This window comes from Photobacterium sp. TLY01 (assembly GCF_021432065.1).
GTDB classification, from domain to species: Bacteria; Pseudomonadota; Gammaproteobacteria; order Enterobacterales; family Vibrionaceae; genus Photobacterium; species Photobacterium halotolerans_A.
This window is the reverse complement of the sequence record NZ_CP090364.1, coordinates 997,697-1,013,426: the sequence shown is the minus strand read 5'-3', so window position 1 is coordinate 1,013,426 and position 15,730 is coordinate 997,697. Positions and strand designations below refer to the sequence as shown.

Genomic DNA, 15,730 nt, shown 5'->3' with positions numbered 1-15,730 from the left:
TTATAAGGGTCTTACGCTCTCTTCATCAAGAACAGCACTGAATCGCTGACAGATGAAAGTCACGTGAGGATCCTGCTGCAGACTTGTCTTCGCCTGATCCAGTTTCTGCTGATAAATAAACTCCCGCCATTCGAGGGGGGTACGTCCATTATCACCAGGCTTAATGTGTAATTCTATCTCTTGTTCCAGTATCTCAGCCAGCGCTGTGCTTAACTGAGCTCTGGCTTTTGGTGTATCCAGATGTTGCTGAGACGGACGCAGATACAGTGTCAGATCACTCCCCTGCTGCTCCATCGCAGAATTTAATGCCAGTTGCTGTACCAAACGATCCGTATTTAACCGGGTCACCAACTCTGACCAACTATCCTGTTTTGCCGCTTCACTGACAAGCTGTTCTGCCATCTCGGGTGTTTTTTCGTGCTCCAGCGCTTGCTTGAGCTCGGTGGGCGCGATCACGGCTGGCGCCTGGATCTCAGGCTCAGGCTGACTCGTCGGTTGCCACTGATAATCTTCGGCTTTGGCCGGCTCTGTCGCCGGCAACTCAGCAACCGGCGATCCGTGATTCATTCCTGCCTGCTGAGAACGACGACCGGCGTGCTGGTTCGAAATCCGCTCCAGCACACTGGAAGCAGGTTTCTTCACCGACGCCGGTTCAGTCTTTTTTGGTTCAGCGAGTTCCTGGCCTCGCCGGCTCTGACTGCGCAAGCGATTTCTTGCCGCCAGCAACCCGGATGCCGGGGATGAAGCCTGTGGTGTGGCCAATTGCGCCGGATTGTGCTCAGGCGGCAGTCCAGTTCTCTCAGGTTGAGACGGCGGTTGCAATTCAGGCGCAGGTGCCGGAACTGATTGCGGCCGTGAGTCACCTTCAGGTGCTGGCCTTGCCGCTTCTGGCTGCACTGCCGGTCGAACCGGTGGCATGCCTTGAGGTGCCGTTCTTGTCTGAGGCGCAGCCGGACGCCCCGCTGGGGCTGATGCCGGTACTGGCACTGCCTGCGGGGTTAATGCGCCTGCAGTGACGGGACGAAAGGCCAGCATACGCAGCAATACCATTTCCAGCCCGGTACGGCCATCCGGTGCTAAAGGCAGATCCTGACGTCCCTGCAAAGCAATCTGATAGTGGAGCTGGACATCTTGCGGCGGCATGGATTGACTCAGCTGGACGATTCTGTCGGCATCGGGTGCAGACAAATCAAGCGCAGCCGGTAACACCTGATACATCGCCACACGATGGAGTTGCGCTGCCAATTCACTCAGCAAGCTATCCCATTCCACACCAACAGCGGCCAGCTCTGCCAGGCAGGCCATCGCAGGCTCAGCCTGTCCCTGTGCCATCGCTTCCAGCAGATACAGAGCTTGTTCTGTATTGAGCGTGCCGAGCATAGCCGCCACTGTGTCAGACTGCACCTGGCCATTGCCCAGCGCAATCGCCTGATCGGTGAGGCTGAGGGCATCACGCATACTGCCTTCTGCAGCCCGAGCCAGCAGGCTTAAGGCTTTGCTGTCGAAGCTTAATCCTTCTTCTGTCAGGACATGGCTCAACTGCTGTTGGATCTGCGTATTATCCAGATGCTTGAGATGAAACTGCAGGCAACGGGAAAGAATGGTCGCTGGCAGCTTTTGAGGATCTGTGGTCGCCAGAATAAATTTGACGTGCTCTGGCGGCTCTTCCAGCGTTTTCAGTAAAGCATTAAAGCTGTGGCGAGACAGCATGTGCACTTCATCGATCAGGTAAATCTTGAAGCGCCCCCGTGCCGGTTTGTACTGCACGTTGTCCAGCAGTTCCCGGGTGTCTTCCACCTTAGTCCGGGAAGCGGCATCGATTTCCAGCAGATCAACAAAACGCCCTTGCTCAATTTCCAGGCAAGTGTGGCACTGACCACAGGGGGATGCAGTAATGCCCTGTTCACAGTTCAGCCCCTTAGCGAACAGACGGGCAATGGTCGTTTTACCCACCCCGCGGGTGCCGCTGAACAGGTAAGCATGATGAAGTCGGTTATGTGTCAGCGCATTGGTCAGGGCTGTCAGGACATGGGATTGGCCCACCACATCGTCAAAACGATGTGGTCGCCATTTCCGAGCCAGAACCTGGTAACTCATGGTGATAAATCCTACAGAATCCGATCAATCAGTGACGGTGATCCGCCAGACTGAATCCAGTCGACCATGCTAGCACAGGGAGGTAAAAGGCGCGAGAGAACTCAAGGGGATGTTTCTCATTCCAGATTGTGAGTGGCAACAGATGAACCTGAAAATCTACATCCCCTGATTGTCAACAAAACGGATGCATTAATGGCCGTCAAAATCGCAGATACTGAAGACATTAAGACCCAGATTACGCAAACGCTGCTGACCACCAATCTCAGGCAGATTAATCACAAAAGCCGCATCTTCCACAATGCCGCCCAAACGGCGAACCAGTTTGGTGGTGGCTTCAATGGTACCGCCAGTTGCCAGCAGATCGTCAACCAGCAGTACTTTATCGCCCTCAACGATGGCATCTACGTGGATTTCCAGCGTGTCCTGACCATATTCGAGCTCATAACTTTCACTGATCACATTGCGCGGCAATTTACCCGGCTTGCGCACTGGTACAAAACCGACACCCAGAGCAAGCGCCAGCGGAGCGCCAAACAGAAAGCCCCGAGCCTCAGTGCCAACCACTTTGGTAATCCCTTTGTCACTGAACTGCTGATGAAAAATTTGCATCGTCGCACCGTATGCGGCCGGGTCTTCCATCAGGCTGGTCACATCGCGAAACAGTATGCCTGGCTTAGGGTAATCCGGAATCGTCTTGATGCTGCTTTTGATCAAACTGAAATCATCTTGAACAAGGGTATCTTGGCTCATAGTCTTTTCCACCGGCTGCATATTTACAGCAGTCTGTTTAGGTATTTGACGCCTGTGATCAGGCAGTTTAGGCGCAAATAGTAGTGATTTTTACAGGAAGGGGCAACTTTCACTCTGAAATGTAAGAGCTCACAGGTGCTAACGGCTTTCTCCGCGTTCCGAACATGCCATTTCCCTGACAGGCAAACGGTTGAACCAAACCAAGAGCACAATGGCAATCACAAACAGGAGAACTTTCACCCAGGCGACCGGCACGATAAAAATAGAGAAAGCGAAGCTGAGCGTGATGGTGAGGTTAGCACGTCGTTTGACTGCCCGGCTGATGGCATGATGCTGATGCCAGTTATCCAGTACGGGTCCCAATTTCGGATGGCTGTGTAACCAGGCGTGGATTCGGGGGGAGCCACGCATGAAGCAGGCGCTGGCTAACAATAGAAAGACAGTGGTCGGTAAAAGAGGAAGGAAAATGCCCAACACACCTAAGATTACGAAACACCAGCCGGAAACCAGCAACAGGGTTCGCCAGATCAGTTGTTTCACATTCCCTCTCTTTTACTTTCAGCCTGTTTCAGGCTTTCCGCTGCTGACGGATTAGTTACTCAGAATACCCAGCCAAGTCAGGCTCGCAGGCAATGTTGGCAGCAGCATCGCAATCAGAAAACCGATAAAGTAATTCAGATTATACGGTTCTTTGAAATCATGTTCCATTATATCTTCCTTTTCCAAAGTTTAACGTACTGAAAAATAGAAAAAAGTGGCAAAGTGGCCACATAAAAACAGCAAGGAACTATAAAGCATTCTGTTGATAACAAAAACCGACAAAAAGAAGGGTTATTCTGCCGTTGCTTTGACTTAAGTCAGTATTGGCGAGGCGTTTAGGCATACACTGTGATTCAGTTTACCTAGGAGTCTCTCTATGAATCGTGATTACCTGCAACAGCAGTCCACTCGACTCGAGCAAGAATATGAGGCACTGTCAGTGGAGCTCTATTCAGCGCTGAATGCGATTCGTGCTGACAGTACAGAAAAAGAACAGCCCGAAAAAGCCATCAACGAATTACTGACGCTGGCCACGCACAGTGCCGAACCAGAACTGAGATCGAAAGCACGGCGCCTGGAAGCCATTGATGCCGCACTCTGTGCGATACGACTAGATTTATACGGCATTTGTACCGACTGCGAAGAGCCGATTGATAAAGCCACGCTTGCGCAGGACCCCGCGCAGCCCCGCTGCCATCAGTGCCAGTCACACAGTAAATACCACCATCAGCGCTCATAACCAGCCCCTCAACTGATCGTGGTATTGTCCCACAGCGTCTCGCCTTTATGGCTGGTTCGCCATCCATGCCTTGAAGGCGGCCTTTTCTTCAGGTTTCGCTTTGCTGTACCACAACTTCAGTTGCGCCAGCGAATCACCGGTAATTTCTACTCTGCCGTCTTGGCCGACTGCCACTGCCGCTTGCTGCAGATCAACGGCATAGCCCTGCTCAAAGGTAATCCCGTGCTGGCGGTTATATTCAGCAACCAACTTTTCCATATCACTGAAGGCTGCAATGCCATCGCCCTGTAATTCCACAAATGGCAAAACGCGTTTGCTGCCATCGGCCAGCACCAACGTCCACTCCGGACCGCGCTGAAAATAAGCCTGAGCCTGACTCAGAGCAACCATCGCTGGCAGCTCAATACGGGCATCCTGCGCCGGCATCGTTAACTCAAACAAGTAAGGCCGGGTGGTATACATGGTGTTCTTGCTGCCGTTTTTCAGTTCGGCATCATAACGTAAAACCACCTGATGCTTACCCGCAGGCAGCTCCACCTCTGTCGCGCGTGACCACAGCGACGTACTCACTTCTTTACCGTCCACCACTAACAACTCAATGCCATTGCTTACCGAAAGAGTTGCTGCCTGCACATGCGTCGCCAAAAGCGATGCGATCAATAGAATTTTTCTCATAGCCAATCAGTCTTGTTATCTTGTTCGCCAAAACAAAAAGCCGCCCAAACGGCGGCTTTTGCAATATCTGTGTACTAGTAGAAACCGTTCTTAGAACAGTACTTCGATACCAGCAACGTAACCCAGGTCATATTCGTTAATATCACCGTCAGCCCAACCCAGCTCACCGTACAACTTCACGTTGCTGTGCAGTTGGTGAGTCACGTTAGCGTAAACGTTGTTAGTTTCGTCAGCATCGGCATAGACATAACCCAGGGCAAAAGTGTTTTTACCCATGGTGTATGAACCAGCGGCTTCGATTACGTCAGAATCGCCAACATTCTCAATGTCAACGTTACCGAAAGAGGCTGCCAGAGCAACAGCACCAAATACGTATTCAGCTTCGATGTTGTAGCCGTCTACGTCACCATTGGTGTTTACATCTTCAGATGTGTAGTAGTAGCCACGAACGTCCAGACCGCCGAAACGGGCACCCAGACGTGCATCCCAGATGCCGCCATTCTTCGGATAAGAAACGACTTCTACACCATTTACTTCTGTCTTAACTTCTTCGCTAGCGTTGATGTCGTAAGACGTACCGAAGTAGAACTGACCGTTGTCGTAAACGTACTTGATTACTTCACTGCCCTGAGTTGGACCCAGACCCAGTTGTTCTTTACCCAACTCGTAATCTTTACCAATACCAGCATCATCAGAGATCAGGTACTGACGACCGAAAGTCAGCGTACCAAAGCTAGCGCCCTGGAAACCAGCGTACAGTTCGTCAACAAAGAAGTCACCTGTTGCGCCAGACTTGTCAGTTGCAGCCAGGTCAAAGCTCAGGCCAGCAACCACGTTCAGGTTGTTGTTCACTGGAACAGTTGTGTTCAGCGTGATGTCACCGTCGTCCAGACGAACAGTTGGATCAACGTCTGCATCTTTAGACTGAATGCCTTGATACAGCTGAACTTCAGCAGTACCTGACAAGTCAACCAGAACACCGTCTTGATCCAACAGGTTTACAGAGGCGTTTGCAGAGCCTGCAGCCAGTACAGATAGTGCAATTAGCGTTTTTTTCATGATATCCACTGCCTTTTCTTATGGATGGAATTCCTATTTCCAGAATCCCTATTGTTTTTTTATATCCCTTCCCGGCAGCCTGTGTGCGGTTCAGAAAAACCTGACCATGCAAAACCATGCCGGGATGGCGTAACTTGCGGAACTCATCCTGACAGAGAAATTATTACCATGTCAAATTCTCACTGTGTAACAACAAATTTTTCATACATCCTTTAATTTCAATAAGTTATGAGAAAAATTTAGCAGAAATTTAACAAGCACACACTTATCACATGGAATTTAATGGTTACTTAATAGCGCCAAATAAAAGAATTTATAGCCACAAAAACATAGAACACACACACAATACAGAATATTAATCCACTAAAAACAACAAAAACAGATAATCACATTAATCAAGTAGTTAACAATACGTCGTTCAACCAGGGTTCAATCTTATTTCGTGAGGAGAATCCCATTTCAAGTCAAAAATGCACGAGTCTCACCAAGATGCCCACGCTCAGAGCTTCGTGTTATAATGGCGGGCCCTGCCGACATTAAGTTTCAATCATGCTTCACAACCAGATAAAAACTGATATTAAACAGTGCTATACCAACCTGAGTGCACAACTTGAGCATTTTATACCTCGTCGTGCGCAAAACTATCTGGTTGCTGAAATCGCGAAAACGCTCTCGGGCGAATACCATGATAAACAGCGCATGCTGGTTGCAGAGGCTGGTACAGGTATCGGCAAGTCTCTGTCGTATCTGATGGGCTGTATCCCATTCGCGTTGTTCAATAACAAAAAAGTACTGATCGCGACGGCAACCGTTGCCTTACAAGAGCAGCTGGTGCATAAGGATTTACCGCTTTTCAGGCAAATTTTTCCGAAAGAATTTAGTTTTATTCTGGCGAAGGGGCGTCAGCGGTACTGTTGCAGTCATCGCCTTGAAGCCAGCTGTGTCGGCCAGGACGACAGTCAGCTGGCGCTCTGGCAGGAGAAGCCGAAAAAGTCCGATCTCGGTTTACTCAAGCGGATGCTTGCTGCCTGGCAGCAGGGAAAGTGGGATGGTGACAGAGACGGCTGGCCCACAGTGGTACCGGATCGTGTCTGGCAGCAAATCGTCTCGGATAAGCACAGTTGCAATTCCGGCATGGCCAAACACAGAAGCTGCCCTTTTGCGAAAGCCAGAGAGCACATGGATAAAGCCGATGTGATTATTGCCAACCATGCGCTGCTGATGGCCGATCTGGAATTAGGCGGTGGCATTATCCTGTCAGAGCCTGAACACACCATTTATGCCATTGACGAAGCGCACCACCTGCCGCAAGTGGCGAGGGACTTTTCCGCTGCGGCCGCCAGCCTGAAAGGTGCCAGCAACTGGCTGGAAAAACTCAATCAGTCGGTCAGTAAGCTGGCTGATCTGGCTGACGCCCAAAAGGCTGGCCGTTTTCAGAATACCCTGCAGGAATCCATCCAGCACTTAGTGCCGACGTTACGCCAGTTGGCTGGTCAGGTCGATCCAGCGGTCTTCAGCAAAGACGGCAGTTACCGTTTTCCGCACGGCGAACTGCCTGCCTGGCTGGCAGAAGAGGCGCAGGGCTGCCGTGATGCCAGCAAAAAAGCCAGGCAATCTCTGGCAAAAATGCATGACATGATCACGGAGCGCCTGAAAGATGACGAAGTACCGGCGCGCAGTGCAGAGCCGGCATTGGCAGAATCAGGCCACTATCTGCAGCGGCTTGAAAATCTGGAGAAAGTCTGGTCGCTCATGGCGCAACCCATCAAAGATCAGGGCGCCCCGTTAGCGCGCTGGCTGGAAAAAAACCCGGAGCAGGACGGGGATTTTATCGTTCAGGTCTCCCCGCTGGAAATCGGCTATCGTCTCGATCAGCTCCTGTGGAGCCGGGCAGCAGGTGCCATTTTAGTGTCAGCGACACTCAGGGCTCTGAATCAATTTAGTTATTTCTGCCGCCAGGCCGGGATCAGCGAAACGGAAGGAACACGCTTTCTCGCCCTCGCCTCGCCGTTTGATTACCAGAATAACGGCCGGTTGGTGATCCCGCAGATGAAATGCGAGCCACAGGCAGAGCAATTCACTGACTTACTGATAGAAACCTTACCTGAGTATTTTGAAGGCGAAACGGCCAGCCTGGTGCTGTTCTCTTCCTACTGGCAGATGAACAAGGTTGCCGAAGCCTTAAAGCCGCTTTGTCAAAAAAACCGCTGGGAACTGCTGGTACAGGGCGAGGAGTCACGTACAATCCTGCTGGATAAACACAAGAGTAATTGTGAACAAGGCAAAGCCAGCATTCTGTTCGGCACCGGCAGCTTTTCAGAAGGCCTCGATTTACCCGGGCATCTTCTGAGAAATCTGGTGATCACAAAAATACCGTTTGGCGTTCCGACCTCACCAGTTGAGGAAGCGCATGCGGAATACATAGAGAGCCGGGGCGGCAATCCCTTTTTACAGATTGCCGTACCGGAAGCCAGTAAGAAGCTGATCCAGTCTGTGGGCCGACTGCTGCGCAAAGAGCAGGATTTTGGTAGAGTTGTGCTGCTCGACAGACGGATCATCACACGGCGCTACGGCAAAGCACTGCTTGATTCATTGCCGCCATTTAAGCGCGTAATTGAACACACCATCAAAGAAAAATGAATAATTAATGATTGAAATGATAGATCCGGGTATGTGGCTCATTCTCGGTCTGGTAGCGCTGGCTGCCGGTTTTATTGATGCGGTCGCTGGCGGCGGCGGCATGCTGACCGTCCCGGCCTTGTTGTCGTTAGGATTGCCACCGCACATCGCGTTAGGCACCAACAAACTGGCGGCGACGTTTGCCTCCTCCACTGCCGCGCTGACTTACTATAAAAAGCAGTTGTTTTCCCCGGCGTTCTGGAAAGCCTCGTTTGTGGCAACCCTGATCGGCGCCGTAACAGGTACGCTGGTTGTAAATATCATCAGTACTGATTGGCTGGAGAAAGTGCTCCCGCTGATCATTCTTGCAGCAGCAATTTATACCATCTGGCATCCGCACCCGAAAGCTGACAGTCACAAGTTGCCAGAGCCCAATGCCAGCCTGAAGCGTAAACAGTGGCTGCAAGGCACGGGGCTGGGGTTTTATGACGGTTTAGCCGGGCCGGGAACCGGAGCATTCTGGACGGTGTCGAGCATGGCGCTCTATCGACTGGACATCTTGCTGGCCTCAGGCCTGGCCAAAGCCATGAACTTCACCAGCAACCTGACCTCGCTGATAACCTTTGCCATACTCGGTCATATCAATGTGGCCCTTGGATTGACCATGGGCGTCTGCCTGATGCTCGGCGCTTACATTGGCGCGCACTCTGCCATTCGCTTTGGCAGTCAGTTCATTCGACCTGTATTTGTCACCGTGGTGGTTATTCTGGCCATCCGGCTGGCCTGGCAAGCCTGGTTTTAAACGAAGAAAACGATAAGAGGAAAAACAGCGATGACGAACGATCTCCATCGCCTTTCTGATCTGGTTGACAAGCTGCTCTCTCCTGCCGAAGCACTGGATCATCAGCGCAAAGAAAGCAGTAAACCTCTTTTTGACAAACAATTATTTCACGGCCAGTCCCGCTTGCTGGTCCCCTGTGTTCGCGAGATTCAGCAGGAAATTGCGGCACTGAAAAACGAGCAGGCATCCGGCCGGTTACACGCTACCAGAGCCCGTTATGTCTGCGAAAAAATTCTGGCCCAGATCCAAGCGGTACAGCGGGAAATGGCCACCAAGCAGATTCGTGAGTCCGAGCCGAAATACCAGGTCAAACAACGGAAAACCCTGCATGAGCTGTACGATGAACTGGCGCAGCATCAGGACTGGGAAAGGCGGCTTGCCGCGATGGTGAAAGACAAGGCATTTGCGCTGGAACAGGCACCGCAAGCCAGTTCACGTCAGCCTTTGCAGCAACAACTGCTTGCACTGGAAGGCCGGCTTGCCCGCTGCCAGCAGGCCATGACCCGCCTTGAAAAGGCAATCCTACAGCTTGAACGCAAAGGGTAACTATGCTGCCACTCGTCTATCACCCGGTGTACTCTCAGCTGGTTCTGCCAGAAAAGCACAGATACCCTATCACCAAATATGAACGTTTGTTCCTGCATCTCACTCAGGAAAAACAGATAGAAACATGGGCTGATGTGGCTTTTTTCCAGCCAGAAGCAGTCACGCCCGATCTCCTCAAAACCTTGCATCAGGCCGAGTATATTGACAGTCTGATCAACAACACCTTGCCCGCAGCAAAAATGCGCCGGATTGGTTTTCCCTGGAGTCCGCAGCTGATCGAGCGGACCCTGACCTCGGCAGGCGGCACACGAATGACTGTAGATTTAGCCTGTCAGTACGGTATCAGTCTGCATTTAAGTGGCGGTTATCACCATGCACACTATGACTTCGGCAGTGGTTTCTGTCTGGTTAATGATCTGGCTCTGGCGGCCCGTCATGCCCTGACGCGGCCTGAGATTGATAAGGTCATGATCATTGACTGCGATGTCCATCACGGAGATGGGACCGCCACCTTACTGGCCAATGATGACAATATCCTGACCTTTTCCGTCCATTGCGACAAAAACTTTCCGGCGCGCAAGCCTGACTCTGACATTGACTTAGCCTTACCGCGCGACACAAATACCGATGAATATTTATCAGCCTTCAAAGCTGTGCTGACACTGGCGCTGGCACAGCATCAGCCTGATCTGGTGATCTATGATGCCGGGGTGGATATCCACCAGCACGACGCACTCGGCTATTTTAACGTCACCACTGAGGGTATTTTTCAGCGGGATCATTTTGTCATCAGCCAGTGCCACGAGAACAACATCCCGCTTGCCGCTGTGGTCGGAGGCGGATATCGTGACGATCACCAGCAATTGGTTCATATCCATGCCCAGCTCTTCTGGGCAGCGCTGGCCGTCCATCAACCCGATAAACAATTCACCGCACCAGATATTGCTTTTGACTTTCAGGATGCATGATGAACAAAAAACAACCGACACAGTCAACCGAACCAAACACAGTGAAACATTCTCTCACCGACGCCCCGAAAGAAGTGCAGTTGGCGGTGGATTTGATCTATCTGCTGGAAACCAACAAGGTTGACCCCGAACTGGCACTGGCCGCGCTGGAAATCGTCAAAACCGATCTGCAAGCGAAACTGCAACGAAAAAGCGATGAATAAGCTTAGGCCGTCAAAATAATGACGAAAAATAAAATAAACCCCGTCGTTTCATAATCGCGATTTTTATTTATCTTAAAAAGCAATATATCAATTCAGATTCATTCTGTTCTTCTCTAAAATACCGGTTCAGATTGATAAGAATAATGAATCAGCCAGTATCAGAACGGATACCTGATGGTGGTTTGCTTTTCCAGGGATAAAGAAGAATGACCAAACGATTCCAACCTTCTGTGGTGAACGGCATAAAACTCACCAGTATTGCCAGCTTGTTGCTCTTAGCCGGCTGCGCCTCAGACTCAGCATCAGTTGCCAGTCCAACCATTGAAACAAATGCCGGCACCACTGCTACCAGCATTGATCCGATAAAAGACATGCAGGCAAAAATCAACACAGCCGAACAGACTTTTGCACAAAGCGGCGAACTGACCTGGTTTGCCACAGAGACCATGCATGAGGCCAGAACGTCGCTGAACGATGCACAGGAATACTTCAGTGAATATGAATTGGATTCCAGTAAGGCGAACGACACCATTGGGATTTTTTCGTCGAAAACCTATTTGGAAGCAACCCAGGAAGCCTTAACCCAGTTCAGCCAGCAGATTGAATCTGCCAAACACACGCAAGCAGAAGCCATGAAAATACTGAGCGAAGCGTTCAGTAACCGCAGCGAGTTAAACCGAATCAATGCCACGGCTTATTTCCCTCAGGCCATGGCTCAAGCTGAAAAAGAGCTGAAAAAGCTCGTGGATGACATCGCTGAAAATGACCATGACAGCGCCATTCAAGGTCAGGCGGATTTGTTACGACAACAGCGCGCTTTAGAAGTGGATACAGTAACAACGATTTATCTGGCGGACAGTCAGAAAGCACTCCAGCGCCTCAAGAACGAACAGGCCGGACAGCATGCTCCCGAAACTCTGAGGCATGCCGAGACGACGCTCAAGGCGACAGAAGCGTTCATTCACGCTGAACCCCGCGCAAAAAGCCTGATTCAGCAAAAAGCGGACGCAACGGCTTTCGCTCTGGCACACACCCGGCATATCGCGCATGTTGTCAAACAGCTGAAAGCGATGAAAACCAGTGATTATGAGCGCCACATTCTGAGCTATGAAAACATTCTGCTGTCGATCAGTCAGGCGCTGGGCACAGATGACCTGCGTAATCAGCCCATTCCAGATCAGGGTAAAACACTGGTGACCACAATTCATGAAACCCTGAATCAGCAAGGCGATGAAGCCAGCCGCTTTGCGCAAACCAAAAACCAGCTGGCAGAGCAGACCCAGCGCGGTGATGAGCTGGCTGCCTCACTGGTGGCAGCGAAAGCTCAGATTGCCGCACTGGAGCGCCAGCATGTGGCTGAAAAGAATCTGCTGATCCAGCAAATTGCCCAATTGACCGTTAACAGCCATCCGGCGGAAAAATCAAGCCAGACACCCGAGTCTCCGGCCACCGCCATTGAGCTCATTCAACCGATAATACAAGCGGAAGCCGCGCCACAAGCACCGGAGGAACACCCTACTGAGCCATCCGCCGAGCCTGCCGCGTAACCCTGCACGATGACGGATAAGCCGCTCAACACGAGCGGCTTATTGGTCAGGAGAGAAACAACTAAGAACGAATAAACTTGTTATAAACAAGCAAGACAATAAATGCCCCCAGGGTTGCGGTGATCAGGCTGCCAATATTCACCCCGGTAACTGGCCCCAGGCCAATTAAGCTGCCAATCCAGCCCCCGACAAAAGCACCGACAATCCCCAGAGCCATAGTCACAATCCAGCCGCCGCCATCTTCACCCGGCATAAGCCATTTGGCCAGTGCACCCGCAATCAGGCCCAGAATAATCCAGGAAATAATACCCATTTTTCACTCCTCTCATCGGAATTGACCACGTTCAAAAGAAGCTTAGCTGAGTTTTCCCGTGATGATGTATCGCAATTAATTCTTAATGAAAGATTTTATCTCTGACATAAAAAACCGGCACAGAGTGCCGGGAGAGATATCTCAAGGAACCTTGATTGCTAATGCGAGTTCAACCCGCTTATCTTTATTCTTATATCGCTAGTCTACCCGGCTCACCGCACAGCCATGTCCGGCTGCGTGCTCACCTGCCAGCACCCTGGCTGCCGCGGCAGCACTTTCAGGACGGGACGAGTGGGCACAGAGGTAGTGAGAGACGCTGGGATAGCGCAGCAGATCATACGGGCTGCGCAATGCCACAACGATCAGATTGCTGAAGTCCTGACTGAGTTGCTGAACCAGTTGCTGAGCCTGCACCTGATCAAAGTCTTCACCGGGCAACGGATGATTTTCTGTAATCACCACCAGATAACCATCGCTGCAGCTGTCAGGGAGTTGGTCAACACTGACCTCCTGCCACACTGCTTCGGTCTGGCGCAGGGTTTGGATGAATGCCTCATAAGCCGGTTGAGACTGATTCGGACCAATCCCTCGGGGGTTCATCAGGTTATGGTAACTGGCCGCTGGCGTGGCATTGATGACGTACAGTTTCTGGCCACTGGTCTCTACGCCGCCACGCACCCAGGTCACCGCCGCTTCTGCCGCATTCCTGGCCACGATCTGGCTGGCTGGCATCGACACTTTGTGGAACAACGGCATGGGCAGCAGCTTATCCAGTTTAAAGCGCACCACTTTTTGTAACGCGGTATCAATCACTTGCTCAGACAGTTCGCCAGATTTCACGGCATCAATCACACCGTGAATCATCGCCAGTTGCTTATCCAGATACGCCTCTGAATGATCATAATGCTCTTCTGAGAGCATGATCATGGTAATCCCGGCCTGCATGGCCCGGACGGCGGCTTCGACCGGCGTGTAATGATGCTGGATGGCGCCCATGTTCATGCTGTCGGAAATAATAATGCCGTCAAATCCCATATCCTTGCGTAGCACCTGCTGCAAGATCACTGATGACAGTGTCGCCGGGTAAGTGTCATCGAGCTGCGGATAAAGAATGTGGCTGGTCATCACCAGATCCACGCCGGCATTGATCGCGGCCTGAAACGGCGCCAGATCATTGGCTTTCAGCTCATCGTACGATTTATCGACGCGGGGAATATCCCTGTGGGTGTCCCCTTGCGTGTCACCATGGCCGGGAAAATGCTTGGCACAGGCGGTGATATCGCCTTGGTGTAATCCGCGAACCGCAGCAGCAGAATGGGCACTGACTTTCTTTGGCTGATCGCCAAACGAACGGGTATCAATGATCGGCGATTCCGGATTAAAGTTCACATCACAGCAGGGACCAAGAATGCAGTTAAAACCGGCATAACGCATTTCATCACCGATCACTTGATACATGCGCTCTGTACCCGTCACCGTGTCCGGCACTCCCAGCGCCAGATTGCCCGGTCCGGTCGTCGACTCACCCACCAGAACGCCCCAGGCGCCTTCCTGATCCACGCCCAGTAACAAAGGTAAGCGGTGGTGGTGCTTGACGATGACATCCAGCGACTGATTCAGCTGATGCGCTTCAGTGAAGGTTTCCGCGTTATCCTGGCTTAAGTAACATCCCCCCAGGTTATACTCGGCCACCATCTTACGTGCCGCTTCGGCAGACTTGCCGGGAAATGCCAGAATAAACAACTGACCCACTTTCTCCTTGAGTGTCCAGCCAGCAATCAGCTCCGCCACTTGTGTTTCTGCAGCCATGTTTCTCTCCCCATCATCCTTAATCAAAGTAAAAACGTTATTTCTTACGTAACTGGCGAATCTGGCCCATGGTGAAAGTCACCGCCACAATCACAATAATGCCGCGCAGAATCAGTTGCTGATCGACATTCAGCCCCATCAGAATCAAGCCATTGTTGACCATGCCCATGATGAGCGCCCCAATCACAGAGCCGATCACAGTCCCCTTACCGCCAAACAGGTTGGTACCGCCGATGATCACGGCAGCAATCACCAGCATCAGATCGTTTTCACCTAAGGTGTAACGGGCACTGTAAAGACGACCTGAGTACAAGATACCGGCCAACGCGGCAAGAAAACCGTTCAGCATCAGCACATACAGCTTGATACGGTTGACATTGATCCCTGAATACATGGCAGAAACTTTGTTGCCCCCCGTCGCCAGCACATGCTTACCAAAAGTGGTATTGCGCAGCACAAAGGCGCCGATGACGGTGACGATAATGGTCCAGATAAACAGGATGGAAAACGGGCCGATGTCGCCGGAGCCAAAAATGAAGGTATAGGTATCATTGTCAATCGGAATTGACTGCAACGACGTCGACCAGCGGGCAATGCCCGTGATAATACCTGTGGTACCGAGCGTGACCAGAAAAGATGGAATCCCCACCTGAGTCACAAAGACGCCGTTCACAAAACCTATCATGGTCCCCACCATCAGGGCGGCAGACACCGCGAGCAAAATGCTGTCGGTTTCCTGCAGTGTCAGGGCTGACACAATGGCGGCTAACGCAACCGTTGCACCAAACGACAGGTCAATTTCGGCCGCACTCAGCACAAAGGTCATGCCGACCGCCATAATGGCAATGGTTGCGGTCTGACGAGCAATGTTCATCAGGTTCACTGAGGTGAGAAATCCTTTATCGTGCAGCATCACCGAAAAGAAGATGAAGATGCCGATAAAGACAAAGTAAATAATGTAATCGCGCCAGTTAATGCGGCTTGTCCGTGGCGGCTGAAGTGTTTTCTCGTTCATACGCAATTC

At 51.4% G+C, this 15,730-nt stretch carries 15 protein-coding genes; 7 read left to right on the top strand and 8 right to left on the bottom strand.

Going from position 1 to position 15,730, the window contains the following annotated elements:
• The 3 genes from dnaX to LN341_RS05040 all read right to left on the bottom strand — a co-directional run bounded on the left by dnaX (position 1) and on the right by LN341_RS05040 (position 3,387).
• Complete coding sequence (gene dnaX / locus LN341_RS05050) at positions 1-2,097, bottom strand: DNA polymerase III subunit gamma/tau (protein WP_234204206.1); 2,097 nt, start codon at positions 2,095-2,097, stop codon at positions 1-3.
• A 189-nt stretch (positions 2,098-2,286) separates the two neighbouring features.
• Positions 2,287-2,847: an adenine phosphoribosyltransferase gene (apt, locus tag LN341_RS05045; protein ID WP_046219615.1), complete on the bottom strand. Its 561-nt coding sequence runs from the start codon at positions 2,845-2,847 to the stop codon at positions 2,287-2,289.
• Positions 2,848-2,985: 138 nt separating this feature from the next.
• Positions 2,986-3,387, bottom strand: a complete 402-nt coding sequence (locus LN341_RS05040; protein WP_234204205.1) for a YbaN family protein — start codon at positions 3,385-3,387, stop codon at positions 2,986-2,988.
• Between the two features lie 376 nt (positions 3,388-3,763).
• Here LN341_RS05040 and LN341_RS05035 point away from each other — a divergent pair, with 376 nt between their 5' ends.
• The gene (locus LN341_RS05035; protein WP_046219423.1) at positions 3,764-4,126 is read left to right on the top strand and encodes a hypothetical protein; all 363 of its coding nucleotides are present in this window, start codon (positions 3,764-3,766) and stop codon (positions 4,124-4,126) included.
• A gap of 45 nt (positions 4,127-4,171) precedes the next feature.
• On the opposite strand, the gene LN341_RS05030 is transcribed toward LN341_RS05035, so the two are convergent.
• The gene (locus LN341_RS05030) at positions 4,172-4,801 is read right to left on the bottom strand and encodes a DUF2057 domain-containing protein (protein ID WP_234204204.1); all 630 of its coding nucleotides are present in this window, start codon (positions 4,799-4,801) and stop codon (positions 4,172-4,174) included.
• A 90-nt stretch (positions 4,802-4,891) separates the two neighbouring features.
• The gene (locus LN341_RS05025; RefSeq protein WP_234204203.1) at positions 4,892-5,860 is read right to left on the bottom strand and encodes a porin; all 969 of its coding nucleotides are present in this window, start codon (positions 5,858-5,860) and stop codon (positions 4,892-4,894) included.
• A gap of 549 nt (positions 5,861-6,409) precedes the next feature.
• Here LN341_RS05025 and dinG point away from each other — a divergent pair.
• The 6 genes from dinG (at position 6,410) to LN341_RS04995 (ending at position 12,584) form a co-directional block, all read left to right on the top strand.
• Positions 6,410-8,500, top strand: a complete 2,091-nt coding sequence (dinG, locus tag LN341_RS05020) for an ATP-dependent DNA helicase DinG (RefSeq protein WP_234204202.1) — start codon at positions 6,410-6,412, stop codon at positions 8,498-8,500.
• 7 nt (positions 8,501-8,507) lie between these two features.
• A complete protein-coding gene (locus LN341_RS05015; RefSeq protein WP_046219426.1) occupies positions 8,508-9,281 on the top strand; it encodes a TSUP family transporter in 774 nt (257 codons plus the stop codon).
• 30 nt (positions 9,282-9,311) lie between these two features.
• Positions 9,312-9,866: a primosomal replication protein gene (locus LN341_RS05010; protein WP_234204201.1), complete on the top strand. Its 555-nt coding sequence runs from the start codon at positions 9,312-9,314 to the stop codon at positions 9,864-9,866.
• Positions 9,867-9,868: 2 nt separating this feature from the next.
• The gene (locus tag LN341_RS05005) at positions 9,869-10,834 is read left to right on the top strand and encodes a histone deacetylase (RefSeq protein WP_234204200.1); all 966 of its coding nucleotides are present in this window, start codon (positions 9,869-9,871) and stop codon (positions 10,832-10,834) included.
• Positions 10,834-11,037 carry a pleiotropic regulatory protein RsmS gene (rsmS, locus tag LN341_RS05000; RefSeq protein ID WP_046219428.1) on the top strand — a complete coding sequence of 68 codons (204 nt, stop codon included), beginning with the start codon at positions 10,834-10,836 and terminating at the stop codon, positions 11,035-11,037. Before LN341_RS05005 ends, rsmS begins: the two co-directional genes overlap by 1 nt.
• Positions 11,038-11,243: 206 nt before the next feature.
• A complete protein-coding gene (locus LN341_RS04995; protein WP_234204199.1) occupies positions 11,244-12,584 on the top strand; it encodes a hypothetical protein in 1,341 nt (446 codons plus the stop codon).
• Positions 12,585-12,645: 61 nt separating this feature from the next.
• On the opposite strand, the gene LN341_RS04990 is transcribed toward LN341_RS04995, so the two are convergent.
• The 3 genes from LN341_RS04990 to LN341_RS04980 form a co-directional block, all read right to left on the bottom strand.
• The gene (locus LN341_RS04990) at positions 12,646-12,897 is read right to left on the bottom strand and encodes a GlsB/YeaQ/YmgE family stress response membrane protein (RefSeq protein WP_234204198.1); all 252 of its coding nucleotides are present in this window, start codon (positions 12,895-12,897) and stop codon (positions 12,646-12,648) included.
• Positions 12,898-13,095: 198 nt separating this feature from the next.
• Positions 13,096-14,706: a glycoside hydrolase family 3 N-terminal domain-containing protein gene (locus tag LN341_RS04985; protein WP_234204197.1), complete on the bottom strand. Its 1,611-nt coding sequence runs from the start codon at positions 14,704-14,706 to the stop codon at positions 13,096-13,098.
• A gap of 37 nt (positions 14,707-14,743) precedes the next feature.
• Positions 14,744-15,721 (bottom strand): ABC transporter permease, encoded by a 978-nt coding sequence (locus LN341_RS04980; RefSeq protein ID WP_046219432.1) that lies wholly within the window; start codon positions 15,719-15,721, stop codon positions 14,744-14,746.
• Positions 15,722-15,730: the final 9 nt, after the last annotated feature.